The organism is Peribacillus sp. AS_2 (assembly GCF_026891895.1).
In the GTDB taxonomy this organism is placed as follows: Bacteria; Bacillota; Bacilli; order Bacillales; family DSM-1321; genus Peribacillus; species Peribacillus frigoritolerans.
Map to the genome: position 1 here is coordinate 76,555 of NZ_JAPTGA010000011.1, position 16,186 is coordinate 92,740.

Genomic DNA, 16,186 nt, shown 5'->3' on the forward strand with positions numbered 1-16,186 from the left:
ATGGACCAAATTGGTTGTAGGCCGGCATTTCTGCCGAAAAACCTAAGTTTGGGCTATAAGAGGCGTCTTTTTTATACCCTTTTTTTAAGTCGATAGGCCAAATTAAATCGGAATTCAGGGGGAATATGTATGGAGATGGTAGGTAAATTCGTTATTTATATCATTATGGTGTGTGCCGTTGTCGGTGCTATTGCATCGATTAAAGACAGTGAGCAGGGCTTGGGGAAACAGTTCATGGAAGGTTTGCATACCGTTGGCCATATATTTATCCCGGCAGCTGGAATCATGGCCTCGATCCCTTATTTATCTTGGTTCATCAATACAGTATGCGGCCCGGTTTTCGCTGCGATCGGTGCAGATCCCGCCCTCGCCGCAACAACGATTTTGGCGACGGATATGGGGGGTTACCAATTAGCGGCCGAGCTGAAGGAATCCTATGAAGGCTGGATCATGGCGATGATTGTCGGCTTTATGTCCGGGGCAACGATTGTATTCTCGATTCCAATGGGGCTTGCGATGCTGGAAAAGCGTGATCATAAATACATGGCACTTGGTGTCATGTCAGGAATCCTGACGATTCCGATTGGCGCTTTTATCTCAAGCGTGCTGGTGGTGGCGACGAATTCAAAAATCCGCGAAGTGATTTCCACGAATGCGGATTCTACCTACGAATTCGCGTTGAGCTATTTGAAAATTGCCCTGAATCTTTCACCGCTTCTTATTTTTGTGGTCTTGCTCGCGTTAGGTCTTTATTTCCTGCCGGATTTGATGATCAAAGGTTTCATGTGGTTTGGAAAAATATTGGACGCCGCGATTAAACTAGTGCTCGTGTTTTCGATCGTGGAAATTTTCACCGGATTGTTTTCCAAAGTATTTGGTGCTTGGGGCTTCCATCCGATCATGGCCGATAAGGCAGACCAGTTCCGTGCCCTGGAAACGGCGGGGTATATCGGGATCATGCTGGCAGGTGCATTTCCAATGATTTACCTGATTCAAAAATATGCAGGCAAGCCATTGGAAGCGATGGGCGGGAAAATCGGGTTGAGCAAAGCCGGGAGTGCAGGGATATTAGCCACGGTAGCCAATATATTGGCAATGTTCAAGCTTGTTAAAGAAATGCCGCCGAAGGATAAGGTCATAAACATTTCCTTCGCTGTGTGTGCGGCCTTCCTATTGGGTGATCATTTATCATTCACAGCCAACTTTCAGCCTTCCTTAATATTACCGATCATTGTCGGGAAGCTATCTGCCGGAGCGATTGGAATCGGTCTTGCTTACTGGCTGTCCGTTCCGAAAGCTTTGGAATTAGAAGAAAAGGATCGAGCAGCAGGAGTTATCGGCATAAATGAATATAAAACGAAAAACGAGGAAGAAAACAGCAATGAAATCCAAGTGGTGTAAAACTGGGGTGTGATTTTAGTGAATGAACAGGTGGAACGAATCATCAGTGCAGGAATTGATATTGGCACCAGTACGACGAAACTTGTTATCAGCGAGCTTTCGCTTAGGAATGTGGCGGGTGGCGGACAGGTGCCAAAAATTGAAATTACCGATAAGGAAATTCTGTATCGAAGTCCCATTTTCAGGACCCCCCTTGTATCCGAGACGGTAATTGACATACCTGCTGTTCAAAGAATGGTGGAAATCGAATACCAAAAAGCAGGAATCACGATCGAAAACATACAAACAGGGGCGGTCATCATCACTGGGGAAACGGCAACCAAACAAAATGCAGAAGAAATGGTGTACCGGTTATCTAATGCGGCGGGTGAATTCCTTGTAGCGGCAGCCGGTCCGGATTTGGAAGGGATCATTGCCGCCAAGGGATCCGGCGCCTATCAACATTCCATCAAGACAAGAAAGACTGTAGCGAACATAGACATTGGCGGGGGGACAGCGAATATTGCCGTATACCGTTCAGGCATGCTTTGCGGAACCTGCACACTGCATATAGGAGGCCGTTTGGTGGAGTGGGAAGGAGCGAAGGTGAAGGTTTCTCCTTCAATAGGAAAATGGCTGAAATCAATAGGGCGCTCTCCTTTGAATGGTGAAGGGGCAATCATCGCAAATGAAATGGCGAAGGTGCTTTCGAGGTTTTTGGCTGGCTCCTTCACAAAAGAAGATGAACTTCTATTAGTTGGGAAGGAGCCATCTTGGACAGAACGAATAGACGTGTTGATGTTCTCGGGCGGTGTCAGTGATTGCATCTATCATGAAGAACGGGAGGACGAAAGCTTCCGGGATATCGGCATGATGCTTGCCGCCTCCATCAAGGAAAGTGAAGAATTGGCCGCATGGGAGTGGGAACAGCCAGTTGAAACGGTTCGGGCGACTGTACTTGGAGCAGGCGCACATACAACTGAAATCAGCGGAGCAACCATCGAAGTGAATGATTCTCATCTGCCAGTTCGTAATATTCCAGTCTATCGGGTCGATTTTCATGGCGGGCTTGATGATGTAACCGCGAAAATGACACAAGCTGTTCAGGATGCGATCACAATTTACGACGCTTTGCAGGAGGGGCTGAATTTTGCCTTTTATTTAACGAATTTACCTTATCAATCATTTCGGGACATTCACCGGCTTGCAGTCGCTTTTACCGAGGCATTGAAGCAAAAACCGAATCGGCAGCAGCCTCTGATCATTGTCATGGATAGTGATTACGGAAAGGCACTTGGTCAAACCATTCTAGCGAACCAAGCGGATCTGCCGGTCATCTGCATTGATCAGACAGAAGTGGAACATGGTGACTATTTAGATATAGGAAGGCTGCTGCGGACAGGGGTCGTTCCGGTTGTAGTAAAAACGCTAACCTTCCACAGTTAGGAAAAGGAGGATCATACGATGAAATTATCCACTCAATACTTTGGGGAAATCCATCAATTCAAATCGTTGAAAGAAGTCCTGGCCAAAGCGAATGAAGAGAAATCAGGAGATAGGCTTGCGGGAATTGCAGCAGATTCCGTTCAAGAACGGATTGCGGCGAAAGCGGTGCTTAGCGAATTGACTTTGGCGGACATCAGGAACTATCCCCTGCTTTCCCCGGAAGAGGATGAGGTGTCGCGGATCATAGATGGTCTCATCAATGGAACCATCTATCAATCCGTGAAGAATTGGAGCGTTGCCGAACTGCGTGAATATATTTTGAGTGACGAAACGACAGGCGAGGACTTAAAGCGATTAAGCAGGGGATTGAATAGTGAAATGATTGCAGCGGCAGCCAAGTTGATGTCGAACCTCGACCTTATCCATGCAGCAAATAAAATCGAAGTGCTCACCAAGAATAATGGCACGATCGGTTACAAAGGAACGCTTGCTTCGCGCCTTCAGCCTAACCACCCGACAGACAATGTAGATGGCATGCTGGCTTCTTTAAAAGAAGGCCTCTCCTATGGAATCGGGGATGCACTCATTGGAATCAACCCTGTCGATGATTCGGTCGAAAGCGTAAAGCGGCTGCTTCATGCGACACAGGATGTCATCCAGAAATGGAACATCCCGACCCAAAATTGTGTGCTTGCGCATGTGACCACGCAAATGAAGGCCGTTCAGCAGGGGGCGCCTGCTGATATGATCTTTCAAAGCATAGCCGGAACGGAAACGGCCAATCGCTCTTTTGGAATTAACGTACAATTGCTCGAAGAAGCTAATGAGATAGCGAAGGCCTATGGCACCGGCACAGGCCCGCAGCATCTTTATTTTGAAACGGGGCAAGGCTCCGAGTTATCGGCCGAAGCGCATTTCGGTATCGATCAGGTGACGCTTGAAGCCAGGAACTATGGATTTGCCCGTTATTTTGACCCGTACATTGTCAATACGGTCGTCGGTTTCATCGGACCTGAATATCTATATAACAGCAAGCAGGTCATCCGGGCTGGGTTAGAAGATCACTTCATGGGGAAAATGCATGGACTGCCGATGGGGGTGGATATTTGCTATACGAATCATATGAAGGCGGATCAAAATGATATCGAGGACTTGGGTGTACTTTTAACGGCGGCTGGTGTGAATTTCATCATCGCTACTCCGATGGGTGATGACTGCATGTTAAACTATCAGTCTTTGAGTTATCACGATATAGCGACTTTGAGGCAAACGATGGATAAGCGGCCTGCCCCATTATATGAAGCTTGGCTGGAGAAGATGGGGATTATGGAGAACGGAAAATTAACGAAGCTTGCCGGTGATCCAACTATATTTAACCATTAGGAGTGGATGATATGGGAATGAATAATAAGGAAGATTTGGATGCCATGATAGCGAAAACCCCTGCGCGGATAGGGGGAGGCAGGTCAGGGACCCGGCCGAAAACGGATTCTTGGCTGAAATTCCGTTTTGACCATGCAGCGGCCGTCGATGCTGTATATGGTGAAGTCAGTGATATTCTTTTGAAGCGCTTGGATTTATTCAAGGTGAAAACGAAGGCCGATGATAAGGAAGTCTATTTACGGCGTCCGGATTATGGCAGGAAGCTTTCGGATGAAGCAAAGAGGGTGATAGAAGCCAAATGCATAAAGGCCCCAACGGTTCAAATCATCATTTCCGATGGCTTAAGTGCCAAGGCAATCGAAGAAAATGTCGAGGACGTCTATTTATCTTTCAAACAATCTTTGGCAGTAGCAGGTCTGGATACGGGTACTCCTTTTTATATTGAAAAGGGCCGGGTTGCCGTGATGGATGATATCGGTGAAATCCTTGGACCTGAGGTCATTGTCCTGTTGATCGGTGAACGGCCCGGTCTTGTCAGTGCTGAATCATTGAGCGCTTACTTTTGCTATAAACCACGTTTGGGCACCATTGAAGCGGAGAGGATGGTCATTTCCAACATCCATAAAGGAGGGATCCCCCCTGTTGAAGCTGGAGCGCATCTAGGCACGGTCATTCAAAAGATCCTCAAATACCAAGCGAGCGGCATGTCTCTCGTGAAGAAGGAACATGAAGAAGAAAAGCGTGAAAAACTCGGTTGAACCCCTAGTGTCTAAAGAAGGAAGTTCGGATGGTCTCATTTGACGATCATTAAGACTAGGTCGTTGATTTCCTCTCCAGGCACTCGCTTTATATGTTTTTTTATTGTTTTATGAATCCGTAATTGGATGGAAGAAAAGTGCGACACTCCTGCCGAAAAGCTGGCTAGCCAAGACCCCACAGGCGCTTGAGTCGAGGAGGCTTGGCAAACAGTCGGCGGAAAGGGAGCGGATTTCTGAAATCGACTGGAAATACTTTTAAAATAAAAAAACTGCAAGCACTCGCTTTATATGTTTTTTTATTGTTTTATGAATCCGTAATTGGATGGAAGAAAAGTGCGACACTCCTGCCGAAAAGCTGGCTAGCCAAGACCCCACAGGCGCTTGAGCCGAGGAGGCTTGGCAGACAGTCGGCGGAAAGGGAGCGGATTTCTGGAATCGACTGGAAATACTTTTAAAATGAAAAAACTGCAGGCACTCGCTTTATATGTTTTTTTATTGTTTTATGAATCCGTAATTGGATGGAAGAAAATTGCGACACTCCTGCCGAAAAGCTGGCTAGCCAAGACCCCACAGGCGCTTGAGCCGAGGAGGCTTGGCAGACAGTCGGCGGAAAGGGAGCGGATTTCTGAAATCGACTGGAATACTTTTTAAATAAAAAAACTGCAGGCACTCGCTTTATTTGCCTGCAGTCTGGGGGGAGCGGATCGCTCCCCTATTTACTTGTCCCTAAATTCCATAAACCAAACGGGTTGTAGAAGGGATGTTCTTCTTCATATCTAAAGTCTTGAAGGCCCGTCAATATAAAGTCGGGTGCATCTTGCTGAATGCTAAAGGTTTCGCCATTCTTAAAGAGAGGCCGTTCACCTACATGGTAATAATTAAATGTGTTAAGCAGGGCAGCCGCCTCTTTCGGACTCATTGTGTTAAGTGTCACGGCATCCGGAAGACCAAAGGCTTTCATTCCGAAAGAACAATAATAGTCTTCCTCTCCGATGATCGTGACAAAATGGGCATATACCGAGAGAATATCCGAGCTATGATGAAGATGCAGCCAATCTTCCTTTGAATGGGCAATTCCCGCCGTTTCTATTTTCACTGCCATTCCGCCTGCCTTGAGGATCGCTGCCCCGGCATCGATCAAATCGATAACAGTTCCGGTATCGGATACATCGGCTATTATATAAACGGTAAAGGTATGGCCATTGATTTCCTCTAATGCATTCTCTGAAAAGGCGTCTTTACTGGCGTAAGAAAAGCTCTCTTTTAAAGTGGGTTCATAATCATGGATCTCCGCCTGAAACGTAATGTTCTTATCACTGTTATGAAAAACATTCCCGGCTAACAGATACCCCTCGCTTTGGGAAGCAACCGTTTGAATCAATTCTGTCCGGTCCTTCCATTTCCCGGGTATCCCGATGATGATTTGGTTGTCCTTCATGGATCATCTCTCCTTTCCAATCACTTCATACTATACCACTACTGATGTTTTCCATAGCATTTCATGAAAAATCGCGCAAAGTACCGATAAATGCCAGTGAGGGATGTGCAGGACTTTTTCAAAATTATACAATTGATGTATAATATAATCTAGTAAACGTATAGCCTATCTTCAAAGGAATTCCCCTTGTGGGTTTTCTCATAGGGCCGTATCTTAATTATCTATTCGTATATATCAATGATGAAAGAGAGTGTTTATAATGGGTCGTAAGTGGAATAACATTAAAGAAAAGAAAGCGTCAAAAGATGCTAATACTAGTCGGATTTATGCTAAGTTCGGACGGGAAATATATGTAGTGGCAAAACAAGGCGAACCAGATCCAGAATCCAATCAGGCATTAAGGGTCGTACTTGAGCGTGCGAAAACGTACAATGTTCCAAGAGCGATCATTGACCGTGCGATTGAAAAAGCCAAAGGCGGTTCGGAAGAAAACTATGACGAACTTCGTTATGAAGGATTCGGTCCAAATGGTTCAATGGTCATCGTGGATGCATTGACAAACAACGTGAACCGGACGGCATCCGATGTACGTGCCGCATTTGGGAAAAATGGCGGGAATATGGGTGTCAGCGGATCTGTTGCTTATATGTTCGATGCAACGGCTGTCATCGGGATTGAAGGTAAAACGGCTGATGATGTTCTTGAACTGTTAATGGAAGCGGATGTTGATGTACGTGACATCATTGAAGAAGAAGAAAGTGTCATCGTTTATGCCGAGCCTGAACAATTCCATGCTGTACAACAAGCATTCAAGGATGCAGGAATCAGCGATTTTACAGTGGCAGAGCTGACGATGCTTGCACAAAATGACCTAACCCTTCCGGAAGATGCACAAGCACAATTCGAAAAAATGATTGATGCATTGGAAGATCTGGAAGATGTTCAACAAGTTTATCATAATGTAGATCTTGGTGAATGATAAAATGAGCAGGCCTTTGCTATATGATCAAAGGTCTGCTTATTTCATTTGAAAGGAAAGAGCCTGTTCCGAATCACGAAACAGGCTCTTTCCTTTTATTATTCACTTATGGTGATTCCGGAAAGTTCACGGTCTTTCTTTACCTTTTCCAATTCTGAAATAGTGACAAGTTGATAATCCTGGTCATGCAGTTGTTTAATGATTTTTCCTGCAGCCTGGGCGCTAGTTTGATAGATATCATGCATTAATATGACTCTGCCATCTTTGGCTTTGCTCATCACTTTGTTTACGATTTTCTTTTCATTGCGTTCTTTCCAATCCTCTGGATCGACATCCCAAAGTGAGACTTTCATATCCTCCATGTATTCCCGCACATTATGGTTAATCGCTCCATATGGGGGACGGACGAGATTTGGCTCAGTACCTGTAGCTTTTTTTACAGCGTCTTGGGTCTTTTCGATTTGATCTTCGATTTTGTTCTTGCTTAAGCGCGTCAGCTGCGGATGATCCCATGAATGGTTGCCGATCTCATTTCCTTCCTGCAGCATTTTTTGCAGAACTTCCGGATAGTGCTGTACGCGGCTTCCAAGTACGAAAAACGTCGCGTGACCATCATATTTTTTCAGGACTTCCAGGATGGACATGGTATGACTTGGATGCGGCCCGTCATCGAACGTCAAGGCAATGACCTTTTTTGAAGGGTCGATCCATTCATTTTGCACGGGCAGTTTGGCGACGATATGTTTTGGCTGCCATTCCTTTACACGATCCTCATTCAAATCTTGACTTTGATATGAATCTAGCAAACTATCTTTAAAAAGATCCTTCTTGATGGCTATTGTATGGGTCTTAGTTGAATCATCAGTCTTAACGTAGAAAACGAGCGTATTTTTCAAGACTGAAAAAGAATTGAAGTTGGCTGCCTTCAGTTTGTTTTCCTTTTTAATGAGACTGTTTGAAATGCCTTCTTCTTCCTTCTGCGTTAACTCTTCAAAAACAATATCGGATAAAACGGATAAATAATCAGTATCCGTGGCAAAGATGTCTTCTATGGAGAGCTTTTGCTGAGATGGAATATCATAAGTGAAGATCTGGGTTCCAGACTGCTTCTTTCCTTCCACTTGCTCATATTTATCGAAGGAAATCGTAATGGTCTGTTTGCTGAAATGGAGGATCGTATAGGTGAGGTTAAGCTCGGAAGCTTTTCCGTCGGATGCTTTCCATTTCTTTTCATAATCCTTAATTTCTTTCTTTATGTAGGCTTCTAGCTGCTTGTCGATATTTTCTAAATGCAGAACGGGCCTGCTGGCTGAATACCCGCCTTTCGTATTATCTTTCACATACGTTTGAATATCGGCTTCTGGGTAATTTTTATCAGTTGTATAGGCCGAAACGGTTCTCTTCTTATCAAAAGCAAGGCTTTTAATGGCTAACCCCATCGTTCCTACAGCAGCTGTTAGACAAAATAGAAAAATAAAGACTTTTTTATAATTTAATTTCCTCATGATGCACTCCACCTCGATAATCATTCTACTATATAGACGCGCCAAAAGCCTTAAAAGTTTGTAAAAAATTTCATTTTTTTATATTTATATATTTTCTTGCTCATTTTCAAACTTTTATGGCTGCACCATCGTCTATTCTTTGTACCTAGGATACGTAATTTAAATGTAAGGAGCTCTAACATGTAATGAAAAACCCAGAAATGAATCAATTAATCGCGGCCCGGATAACCGAAAGGCAAGAGAATTTGTACAGACTTGCTTTTTACTATGTCAAAAACCAAGAGGATGCCCTGGATATCGTGCAGGAATCAATCAGGAAAGCGCTAGCCTCCAGCAGCAAAATCAAAGACGCCGCTTCTATAGATAGTTGGTTATATAAGATCATCGTCCGAACGGCACTGGATGTTTTGCGGAAGAAGAAGAAACTGACCGTCGCCGATGATGAAACAATAGAATACTTGCGCCGCGGTGAGGAGGATCACTATCCTGACCTGGATTTGCAAAAGGCCCTGGAAGGACTTTCAGTCAAGTACAAAACGGTAGTCGTCCTCCGTTTCTTTGAGGACCTGAAGCTGGACGAGATAGCGGAAGTGCTGGAAGAAAACGTAAGCACGATTAAAACGAGATTATATAAAGCGCTGCAACTATTGCGGATCAACATGACTGAACGGGAGGAAACGAAAAGATGGAAAAAAAATTAAAAGATCTGCGGGAAGAATATCTTAAAATACCGATACCAAAGGAATTGGATGATGTCGTTCAAGCAGCCTTGAATGAAAAGCCAAGGAAAAAGCCGAGGGTTGGCAGGAATATCCTCGTGACAGCGGCTGCAGCGCTCCTGATCGTGACAGCTTCCGTAAACATCAGTCCGGCAGCGGCGAAAGCCATGAGTGATATACCGATAGTCGAGAAGGTCATCAAAGTGATTACCTTCGTCGAATGGAAAGAAGAAGCGAATAATTCTTCGGCAGTAATCAAAACGCCTGCAATATCCGGTCTCGAGAATAAACAGCTCGAAGATAGCTTGAATGAAAAATACTTATCGGAAAGCAAGCAGCTTTATAAGGAATTCACGGATTCCATGTCAAAACTGAAGGAAGGGGAAAAGGGCAATATCTCGGTGGAAAGCGGATATGTGATATTGACGGATAATGAAACGATATTATCCGTACAGCGTTATACGGATACGATTTCTGCTTCCAGTTCTACAGAAAGTCAATTCGATACAGTCGACAAGAAAAACGAAGTGCTGTTAACGCTAAATAGCTTATTTAAAGATGATCGCTATCTTCAGGTGATCAGCGAAAACATCAAGGAACAGATGAAGCGGCAGATGGCTGAAGATCCGGAAAAGATATATTGGGTGGAAGATGATGATTTTACTGCTTTTAAAGGCATCGATGAAAACCAAAACTTTTATATAAACGAAGATGGCAAGCTAGTCATCGCCTTTAACAGCTATGAAGCTGCGCCGGGGTACATGGGGGCCGTCGAGTTCATCATCCCGACAAAGGTGCTGACAGACCTTCTTGTTGGCGATCAATATATCCATTAAAACGGCCCTATTGTAATTCTATGATGGGCGGAAGGTTTTTAAAACGGCACAATATCCATTAAAAAAGACGAACAACGTTACTTACTTACAGTAACCTTGGTTCGTCTCTTTTTTGTTCGAATTTCATCTGGTCCAGTTCCAGCCTCATTTTTTCCGTCTCCATAAGGAAGTTTTCATGTTTAAGTTTTTCAAGCTCCAGTTCAACTTCTAGCATCTTATGTTTGTTTTTTGACTGTTTTTCGAAATGGCTTGTCAGTATTCCGAGTATGGGGATGGAAAAAATCATTACCACGGTTATGATTCCGAACATTATGGTGCCTCCTCTTTTTTTATATCTATTATACGGTGAATATAACGGTTGTGGTGGGGTTATTTCAAAATTCATCATTTCCTTTTCTCGTTAATAAGTACATGGCAACCAAAGTGATATCAAGCGTAATACCATGGATGAAGTTAGGGTAATATATCATTGATGACCGCTTTCTATTAGATTATATGGACTGTTTTTTAGTGCGAAATCCGGACTTTTGCTTGTATGGTGGAAAGCCAACTTCTATTTATTTTGAAATTAATTATTTAAATATACTAAATATTTGTTTACAATAGTTAAATTTAAAGTTATTATACAATAATAAAAGGAGGGCTAGGTATGGCAACGATAAATAAACAGAAAATTGTGGATAGTGTACCTCAAAAAGGTTTTTTTGGAAACCCTAAAGGATTATTCACCCTTTTCTTTACTGAGTTCTGGGAGCGTTTTTCCTATTATGGCATGAAGGCCATTCTTGTTTACTATATGTATTACGAAGTTTCTAAAGGGGGATTAGGTCTTGATGAACCCACGGCCCTTGCCCTTGTATCCATCTATGGATCTTTAGTATATATGTCAGGTATAATTGGCGGCTGGCTCGCCGATAGGATTTTCGGGACTTCAAAAGCCGTATTTTACGGCGGTATCTTGATCATGCTCGGGCATATTGTCCTTGCTGTACCAGGCAGTCTTTCCATGTTCTTTGTTTCCATGGTACTCATTGTTCTGGGTACTGGTTTATTGAAACCGAATGTTTCCAGCATTGTCGGGGAAATTTACGCAGAAAATGATGAACGCCGGGATTCCGGTTTCAGTATATTCTATATGGGTATCAACATGGGTGCATTCCTTTCACCATTTGTTGTCGGTACAGTCGGTATGGACTACAGCTTCCATCTTGGTTTTGGACTTGCAGCAATTGGTATGTTGATTGGTCTCATTGTCTTTGTTACAACAAAGAAAAAGAACCTGGGCTTGGCTGGAACTCTTCCTGCTAACCCATTATCACAGGATGAAAAGAAAAAAGTATTCACTAAATTGGGGATAGCCGCACTTATCATAGCTGCCATCATTGGCATCACTGCTTCTGCAGGCATCTTAACGATTGAAACTTTTATTAATCTTGTAGGTATTCTAGGAATCGTAATTCCGACCCTTTATTTCATTTTCATGTATCGCAGCCCGAAAACGACTTCTGTTGAACGTTCACGCTTGATTGCCTATATTCCTTTGTTTATAGCAGCCGTCATGTTCTGGGCGATTCAAGAGCAAGGTGCAACAATATTGGCAAGCTATGCAGACAAACGGACACAGTTGAACTTTGCAGGATTGGAAATAAACCCGGCATGGTTCCAATCTTTGAACCCTTTGTTCATAATCACCCTTGCACCAGTATTCGCATGGTTATGGATTAAACTAGGAAAGCGTCAGCCGACCATTCCTCAAAAATTCTCAATAGGTTTATTGTTCGCCGGTTTATCATTCCTGGTGATCCTGCTTCCTGTTTATTTCAGTGGATCAGACGCATTAGTCAATCCACTATGGCTTGTACTAAGCTATTTCCTTGTAGTACTTGGAGAGCTTTGCTTATCCCCAGTTGGACTTTCTGCCACTACTAAATTGGCTCCAGCTGCATTCTCGGCACAAACAATGAGCCTGTGGTTCCTGGCAAGTGCAGCAGCACAAGCACTGAACGCACAAATCGTCAGATTCTACACACCTCAAACCGAAATGGCTTATTTTGGAGTGATCGGTGTTGCTTCAATCGTCCTTGGACTGGCCCTGATGGCCTTATCACCAAAGATTCAAGGTTACATGAAAGGCATTCGCTAACACATTAAAAAAGATGACTCCGAATTAACGGGGTCATCTTTTTTTTTCATTTTTTGTGCCCTCGAAAATTCCCGAATGGGTGCTATATCGATTTTTATTTGAGGTCGTGATTCAAACCTTTAACTTTTTTTTAATCGAATCCAAAGTGAACACTAAGACAAAAATAAAATAATCTTGGGTATGGGCTCGATATCGAAGATAAAAAAAATACAATATCCTAAAATGAAATATATCGAAAATAGAATACCTAAGTACAATCTATTTTTCATTTATATCTTGCTATGGAAAGAGCTGAGTATCCATCCCAATTCCGCTTAACGAAATGGTCTTGCTTAGCTTTTTTTCCAGCTGCAGCGGCATTATTCCATTTAGAAGTTGAAATACCTAGTCCTATTGCGAAAACACCCATACCTGTACCTATATACTTATTAAACCAACCAACAGCAAGAGTTAATCCATTAACTATGTTAGAAAAAGAAGACATTTGAGCAGCAGCTTTTTTTACATTAAAAGCAGACATTGTCTTAACAGTAGTGCAATCATAAGTAATTCCGCCAGATATATACACATATCCAGCTGCTTGAACATTTGGTACAATCATACTGAAAAATAAAGAAATACTCAAAAGAATAATTAATGCAGGGTTTACGAACATCTTATACCTTTTTGATTTTTTTGCCATTATCATTACCTCCTAACTATATATCTAGTGACTTCCATAATATACTAATTTTCAACTTGATAGATTCCAAAAGAGCGAAGTGGAATTTCAGAAATGATACGGTTACCATAAAGAACTAGGCTAATATGAAAAAAAGAGCATCCTTTATAGGATTGCTCTTTTTTTCGGTTGTAAGAACCTTTTCCTTTTTTGTTTTTAACAATACGGGTGGAAGGGTCAAACGCCCAACGCATTCTGCTATTTGCCACTTCACCAATGGTTTTCTTATTGGTTTTATTCGTCTTAGTCATTGAATATATTCCTGCTTTCATAGTAATTGAACTGAATTTTAGCTTTGTACACCTTTGTTTTTGCTCGCAATAATCGAAGCCACAATTGCAAAGGGAAGTAAAAAGAAAGCCAATATTCCATATCCAGCTCCTTCAAACCCTCTGATGTTCACAAAACCGATGTAAAACAAAATAATTGAAGTTATAACGGTTAATATGCCTGGTAAAAGCCTAACAAATAAAGATAAATGTAGTTTCCTAAACCACCATGCTAAAAGTATTACAAGCATACCAGGGACGCAAGCAACCAGGAGGGGAACTCCGAACATCATTTTGTAACCTCCTCTAATTCATCATGTGAATAATGCCATAATAAGTAAATTTTATATTGTATTTTAACATGAAAAAGACAGCCGGTGGTGGTCATTTTCTTGGATGCGTGCGTGAGGGAAACAAAAGTCGAACGTAAAGGTGAGGTTAACTAAATTCTTAATATTGTTGGATAGGGGTTCTATTAAATTTTAAAACAAAGTTTGGAACAGGTGTGTGAGACTACTACGAAAAAGCGTGTCTAGGTGAACCCCGCAGGCGCAAGCCGAGGGCCGACCGCCCGCGGAAAGCGAGTGCCTGAAGCGAAAATCAACATGCATTTCGTAAAAGCCCTCAAAAAAACTGGAGGCAAAATCAATTAGTTACCGGGTTTGTACAGACAAGTTCACTTACACGGGTGATCGGCCTTTTTTTATCAAAATCTCCAAATAGCCAGCTGAAAAGTACAATGCCTGCTACAAAATAGAATGCATATCCTAAATTCCCTGAACACCTTATCGTTTCGCCACTGAAGTCTTGCCGACCAGACTTAGCAAGAAACACGAATATGATACCCACTATACATCTTATGAAAAATCTTTTCTTTGTTATCGACATACTGCAAATCTTCTCCTTTGCTTATCCAGTTTACAATAAATATCCAATCACTTACATCTGTGGATATTTTAGTGAAACAGTCTTTTTACAATGAGGAGTGGATGACCAATGGCTCCGCATAAAAAAGTCATTTAAACATAATTATATATAACGATAGGTGTTTTATGGGTAGGAGGGAAGATATGGAGGGAAGGAAGTACAAGTATGAGCTACTATTGAGAAGCGCCAGGAAAGTCGGGTCCAAACCTAAAGGTACTGAAATGCCATCTTCACCTGTATGGAGTCCCGAGCATATAAAATCAGCTAAGGATTGGATCGGCAGGAGCCCTATTCTGGAACCGTATATTAATACATATCTTGGACTTAAGAAATAACCCCGTGAGTCATCAGGGGTTATTTTTAATTTACATGTGATAATACTTTTTTTACTGACGGACTATTCGGTGTCAACTTGTTCGAATGATAAGTTGGAATAACGACCTCGTGAGGCTGTGACTTACCAACCTTACTTGCGGATTTATATAGTTTGGATTTACTATATTTTCTTTTAGGTAAAGACATCGTTATCACCTCTTTCCTTTATTTTACTTAATTTCTTCCTCAGATTCAACATCTTCCTCTTCTTGAATAGCCAAAGATGTGTGATATCTTCGGTATAATTCATATGTTAATGAAGCTAAGCCTGATACTAAATGGCCGTCATATTCATCAAAAATGGTTCGATAGCTCTTTAGGACAATGACATAAGTAATTAAGCATTCTTCCTCAGTCAAAAGATTTTCCTCGACGTTAATTGTGTGGATCATAAAGTTTTTAAAGTGTATGTATCTATCATTCTCTTTATTGATAGGAAGCCCGATTCCTTTCACTTTTGCAGAGGGAAGAGATTTTTTAACAAGTTTAGGAGCTGAATAATTCTGTTTAAACTTGGTTTCCGTCACTATATCAAATTCAAAATGGGAGTCCCAATTATTTTTATAGTGATCTCTCATGTAAAAGAGCATTTCTTCAAGAAAGTCCTTATAGCTTGTATTATCCCTTTCAACTTCTAAAAACAATGATTTAAAATCCTCTTTTAACCAGTAAGAGAGAAGTCCGAATTTATCTTGTTGAATGGTCAAATTCTTAGCTACCTCGATGGCTTGGGATTCTCTTTCAACTTCGAGGGTCATGAATTTAAATCTTTTAACGCTCAATAGCGGGATTGGTATGAGTATAAAAAGGAATAGCAGGATTAAAAAGTAACCGACATGTTCAAATATGATTTTTGCTTTTGGTGATTCCGCTAATGGTTTTAAAACCAGTGATGTTACGGTGGGGTCCTTTTCAATGACTTTACTTTCCTTTACTTTTTCACTGTTACTTGATTGTTCCTGTTTCGACTCTTGAACATTACCAGCAGGTGCCTGAAAATAGCGAATAATTCCAGAGACGATAATTAGAATGAGCAGACTTATATAAGCAAAAGTATAAAAAGTCCTGATCCAGTCTTTTCTGGTAGGGGAATCATACGCTTTTTCTATGCCTGACAAAACGGCTCACCTCTTTCCTTTTACCCTGATTATAGCAGAAATACCCAAAAATATTAAAAATATCAAGGTTAAAATCTATAGGTTTGTAAAACTGAAAAAGAGGCTAATGAGACTTTAGCCGTGCAGACAATGGAAGGAAATCAGGATATGTACTCCGAATTTCCAAAGTGTTTTGTGAAGAAAGGAAAG

17 protein-coding genes and 1 pseudogene are annotated in these 16,186 nt (G+C 42.0%); 11 read left to right on the plus strand and 7 right to left on the minus strand.

The genetic code is table 11. The annotated features are described in order from the left end of the window. Nucleotides 1-129 precede the first annotated feature (129 nt). From eutH to OTG27_RS19295, 6 genes and pseudogenes are all read left to right on the plus strand, one after another. Entirely contained in the window at nucleotides 130-1,401 is a 1,272-nt protein-coding gene (eutH, locus tag OTG27_RS19270) for an ethanolamine utilization protein EutH (RefSeq protein WP_034310619.1), read from the plus strand. Nucleotides 1,402-1,419: 18 nt separating this feature from the next. After that, the gene (locus tag OTG27_RS19275) at nucleotides 1,420-2,826 is read left to right on the plus strand and encodes an ethanolamine ammonia-lyase reactivating factor EutA (RefSeq protein ID WP_268937782.1); all 1,407 of its coding nucleotides are present in this window, start codon (nucleotides 1,420-1,422) and stop codon (nucleotides 2,824-2,826) included. 18 nt (nucleotides 2,827-2,844) lie between these two features. After that, nucleotides 2,845-4,209 (plus strand): ethanolamine ammonia-lyase subunit EutB, encoded by a 1,365-nt coding sequence (locus OTG27_RS19280; protein WP_063574873.1) that lies wholly within the window; start codon nucleotides 2,845-2,847, stop codon nucleotides 4,207-4,209. Nucleotides 4,210-4,232: 23 nt separating this feature from the next. Continuing rightward, nucleotides 4,233-4,967 (plus strand): annotated as a pseudogene (eutC, locus tag OTG27_RS19285) (ethanolamine ammonia-lyase subunit EutC); the annotation flags it as partial. A 200-nt stretch (nucleotides 4,968-5,167) separates the two neighbouring features. Further along, nucleotides 5,168-5,422, plus strand: coding sequence for a hypothetical protein (locus OTG27_RS19290; protein WP_268937783.1), 255 nt, complete (start codon nucleotides 5,168-5,170; stop codon nucleotides 5,420-5,422). A gap of 1 nt (nucleotide 5,423) precedes the next feature. Beyond that, nucleotides 5,424-5,618 carry a hypothetical protein gene (locus OTG27_RS19295; RefSeq protein ID WP_268937784.1) on the plus strand — a complete coding sequence of 65 codons (195 nt, stop codon included), beginning with the start codon at nucleotides 5,424-5,426 and terminating at the stop codon, nucleotides 5,616-5,618. Between the two features lie 61 nt (nucleotides 5,619-5,679). Here OTG27_RS19295 and OTG27_RS19300 read toward each other — a convergent pair whose 3' ends face one another. Beyond that, nucleotides 5,680-6,405 carry a DUF4261 domain-containing protein gene (locus OTG27_RS19300; RefSeq protein WP_268937785.1) on the minus strand — a complete coding sequence of 242 codons (726 nt, stop codon included), beginning with the start codon at nucleotides 6,403-6,405 and terminating at the stop codon, nucleotides 5,680-5,682. Nucleotides 6,406-6,664: 259 nt separating this feature from the next. Here OTG27_RS19300 and OTG27_RS19305 point away from each other — a divergent pair, with 259 nt between their 5' ends. Next, the gene (locus OTG27_RS19305) at nucleotides 6,665-7,384 is read left to right on the plus strand and encodes a YebC/PmpR family DNA-binding transcriptional regulator (protein WP_053536610.1); all 720 of its coding nucleotides are present in this window, start codon (nucleotides 6,665-6,667) and stop codon (nucleotides 7,382-7,384) included. A 98-nt stretch (nucleotides 7,385-7,482) separates the two neighbouring features. On the opposite strand, the gene OTG27_RS19310 is transcribed toward OTG27_RS19305, so the two are convergent. Then, nucleotides 7,483-8,889 (minus strand): polysaccharide deacetylase family protein, encoded by a 1,407-nt coding sequence (locus OTG27_RS19310; RefSeq protein WP_057279149.1) that lies wholly within the window; start codon nucleotides 8,887-8,889, stop codon nucleotides 7,483-7,485. Nucleotides 8,890-9,074: 185 nt separating this feature from the next. On the opposite strand from OTG27_RS19310, the gene OTG27_RS19315 reads away from it, so the two are divergent. Both OTG27_RS19315 and rsiV read left to right on the plus strand, forming a co-directional pair. Then, the gene (locus OTG27_RS19315) at nucleotides 9,075-9,590 is read left to right on the plus strand and encodes an RNA polymerase sigma factor SigV (protein ID WP_034310632.1); all 516 of its coding nucleotides are present in this window, start codon (nucleotides 9,075-9,077) and stop codon (nucleotides 9,588-9,590) included. Next, nucleotides 9,575-10,444 (plus strand): anti-sigma-V factor RsiV, encoded by an 870-nt coding sequence (gene rsiV / locus OTG27_RS19320; RefSeq protein ID WP_268937786.1) that lies wholly within the window; start codon nucleotides 9,575-9,577, stop codon nucleotides 10,442-10,444. Before OTG27_RS19315 ends, rsiV begins: the two co-directional genes overlap by 16 nt. Before the next feature lie 85 nt (nucleotides 10,445-10,529). Here the strand turns inward: rsiV and OTG27_RS19325 are convergent, their stop codons facing one another. Continuing rightward, nucleotides 10,530-10,754 (minus strand): hypothetical protein, encoded by a 225-nt coding sequence (locus tag OTG27_RS19325; protein ID WP_095679305.1) that lies wholly within the window; start codon nucleotides 10,752-10,754, stop codon nucleotides 10,530-10,532. A 339-nt stretch (nucleotides 10,755-11,093) separates the two neighbouring features. Between OTG27_RS19325 and OTG27_RS19330 the strand changes: the two genes are divergently transcribed. Beyond that, nucleotides 11,094-12,587 (plus strand): peptide MFS transporter, encoded by a 1,494-nt coding sequence (locus OTG27_RS19330; protein ID WP_063574877.1) that lies wholly within the window; start codon nucleotides 11,094-11,096, stop codon nucleotides 12,585-12,587. Between the two features lie 265 nt (nucleotides 12,588-12,852). On the opposite strand, the gene OTG27_RS19335 is transcribed toward OTG27_RS19330, so the two are convergent. The 3 genes from OTG27_RS19335 to OTG27_RS19345 are packed head-to-tail and all read right to left on the minus strand — an operon-like array spanning nucleotide 12,853 to nucleotide 13,870. Continuing rightward, nucleotides 12,853-13,269: a hypothetical protein gene (locus OTG27_RS19335; protein ID WP_268937787.1), complete on the minus strand. Its 417-nt coding sequence runs from the start codon at nucleotides 13,267-13,269 to the stop codon at nucleotides 12,853-12,855. A 44-nt stretch (nucleotides 13,270-13,313) separates the two neighbouring features. Next, complete coding sequence (gene arfA / locus OTG27_RS19340) at nucleotides 13,314-13,559, minus strand: alternative ribosome rescue factor ArfA (RefSeq protein ID WP_268937788.1); 246 nt, start codon at nucleotides 13,557-13,559, stop codon at nucleotides 13,314-13,316. A 38-nt stretch (nucleotides 13,560-13,597) separates the two neighbouring features. After that, on the minus strand, nucleotides 13,598-13,870 hold the full coding sequence (locus tag OTG27_RS19345) for a YesK family protein (RefSeq protein WP_053536602.1): 273 nt from the start codon (nucleotides 13,868-13,870) through the stop codon (nucleotides 13,598-13,600). A gap of 777 nt (nucleotides 13,871-14,647) precedes the next feature. Here OTG27_RS19345 and OTG27_RS19350 point away from each other — a divergent pair. After that, nucleotides 14,648-14,839 carry a hypothetical protein gene (locus tag OTG27_RS19350; protein ID WP_268937789.1) on the plus strand — a complete coding sequence of 64 codons (192 nt, stop codon included), beginning with the start codon at nucleotides 14,648-14,650 and terminating at the stop codon, nucleotides 14,837-14,839. A gap of 210 nt (nucleotides 14,840-15,049) precedes the next feature. Here OTG27_RS19350 and OTG27_RS19355 read toward each other — a convergent pair whose 3' ends face one another. Continuing rightward, the gene (locus tag OTG27_RS19355; protein ID WP_098865844.1) at nucleotides 15,050-15,997 is read right to left on the minus strand and encodes a hypothetical protein; all 948 of its coding nucleotides are present in this window, start codon (nucleotides 15,995-15,997) and stop codon (nucleotides 15,050-15,052) included. Nucleotides 15,998-16,186: the final 189 nt, after the last annotated feature.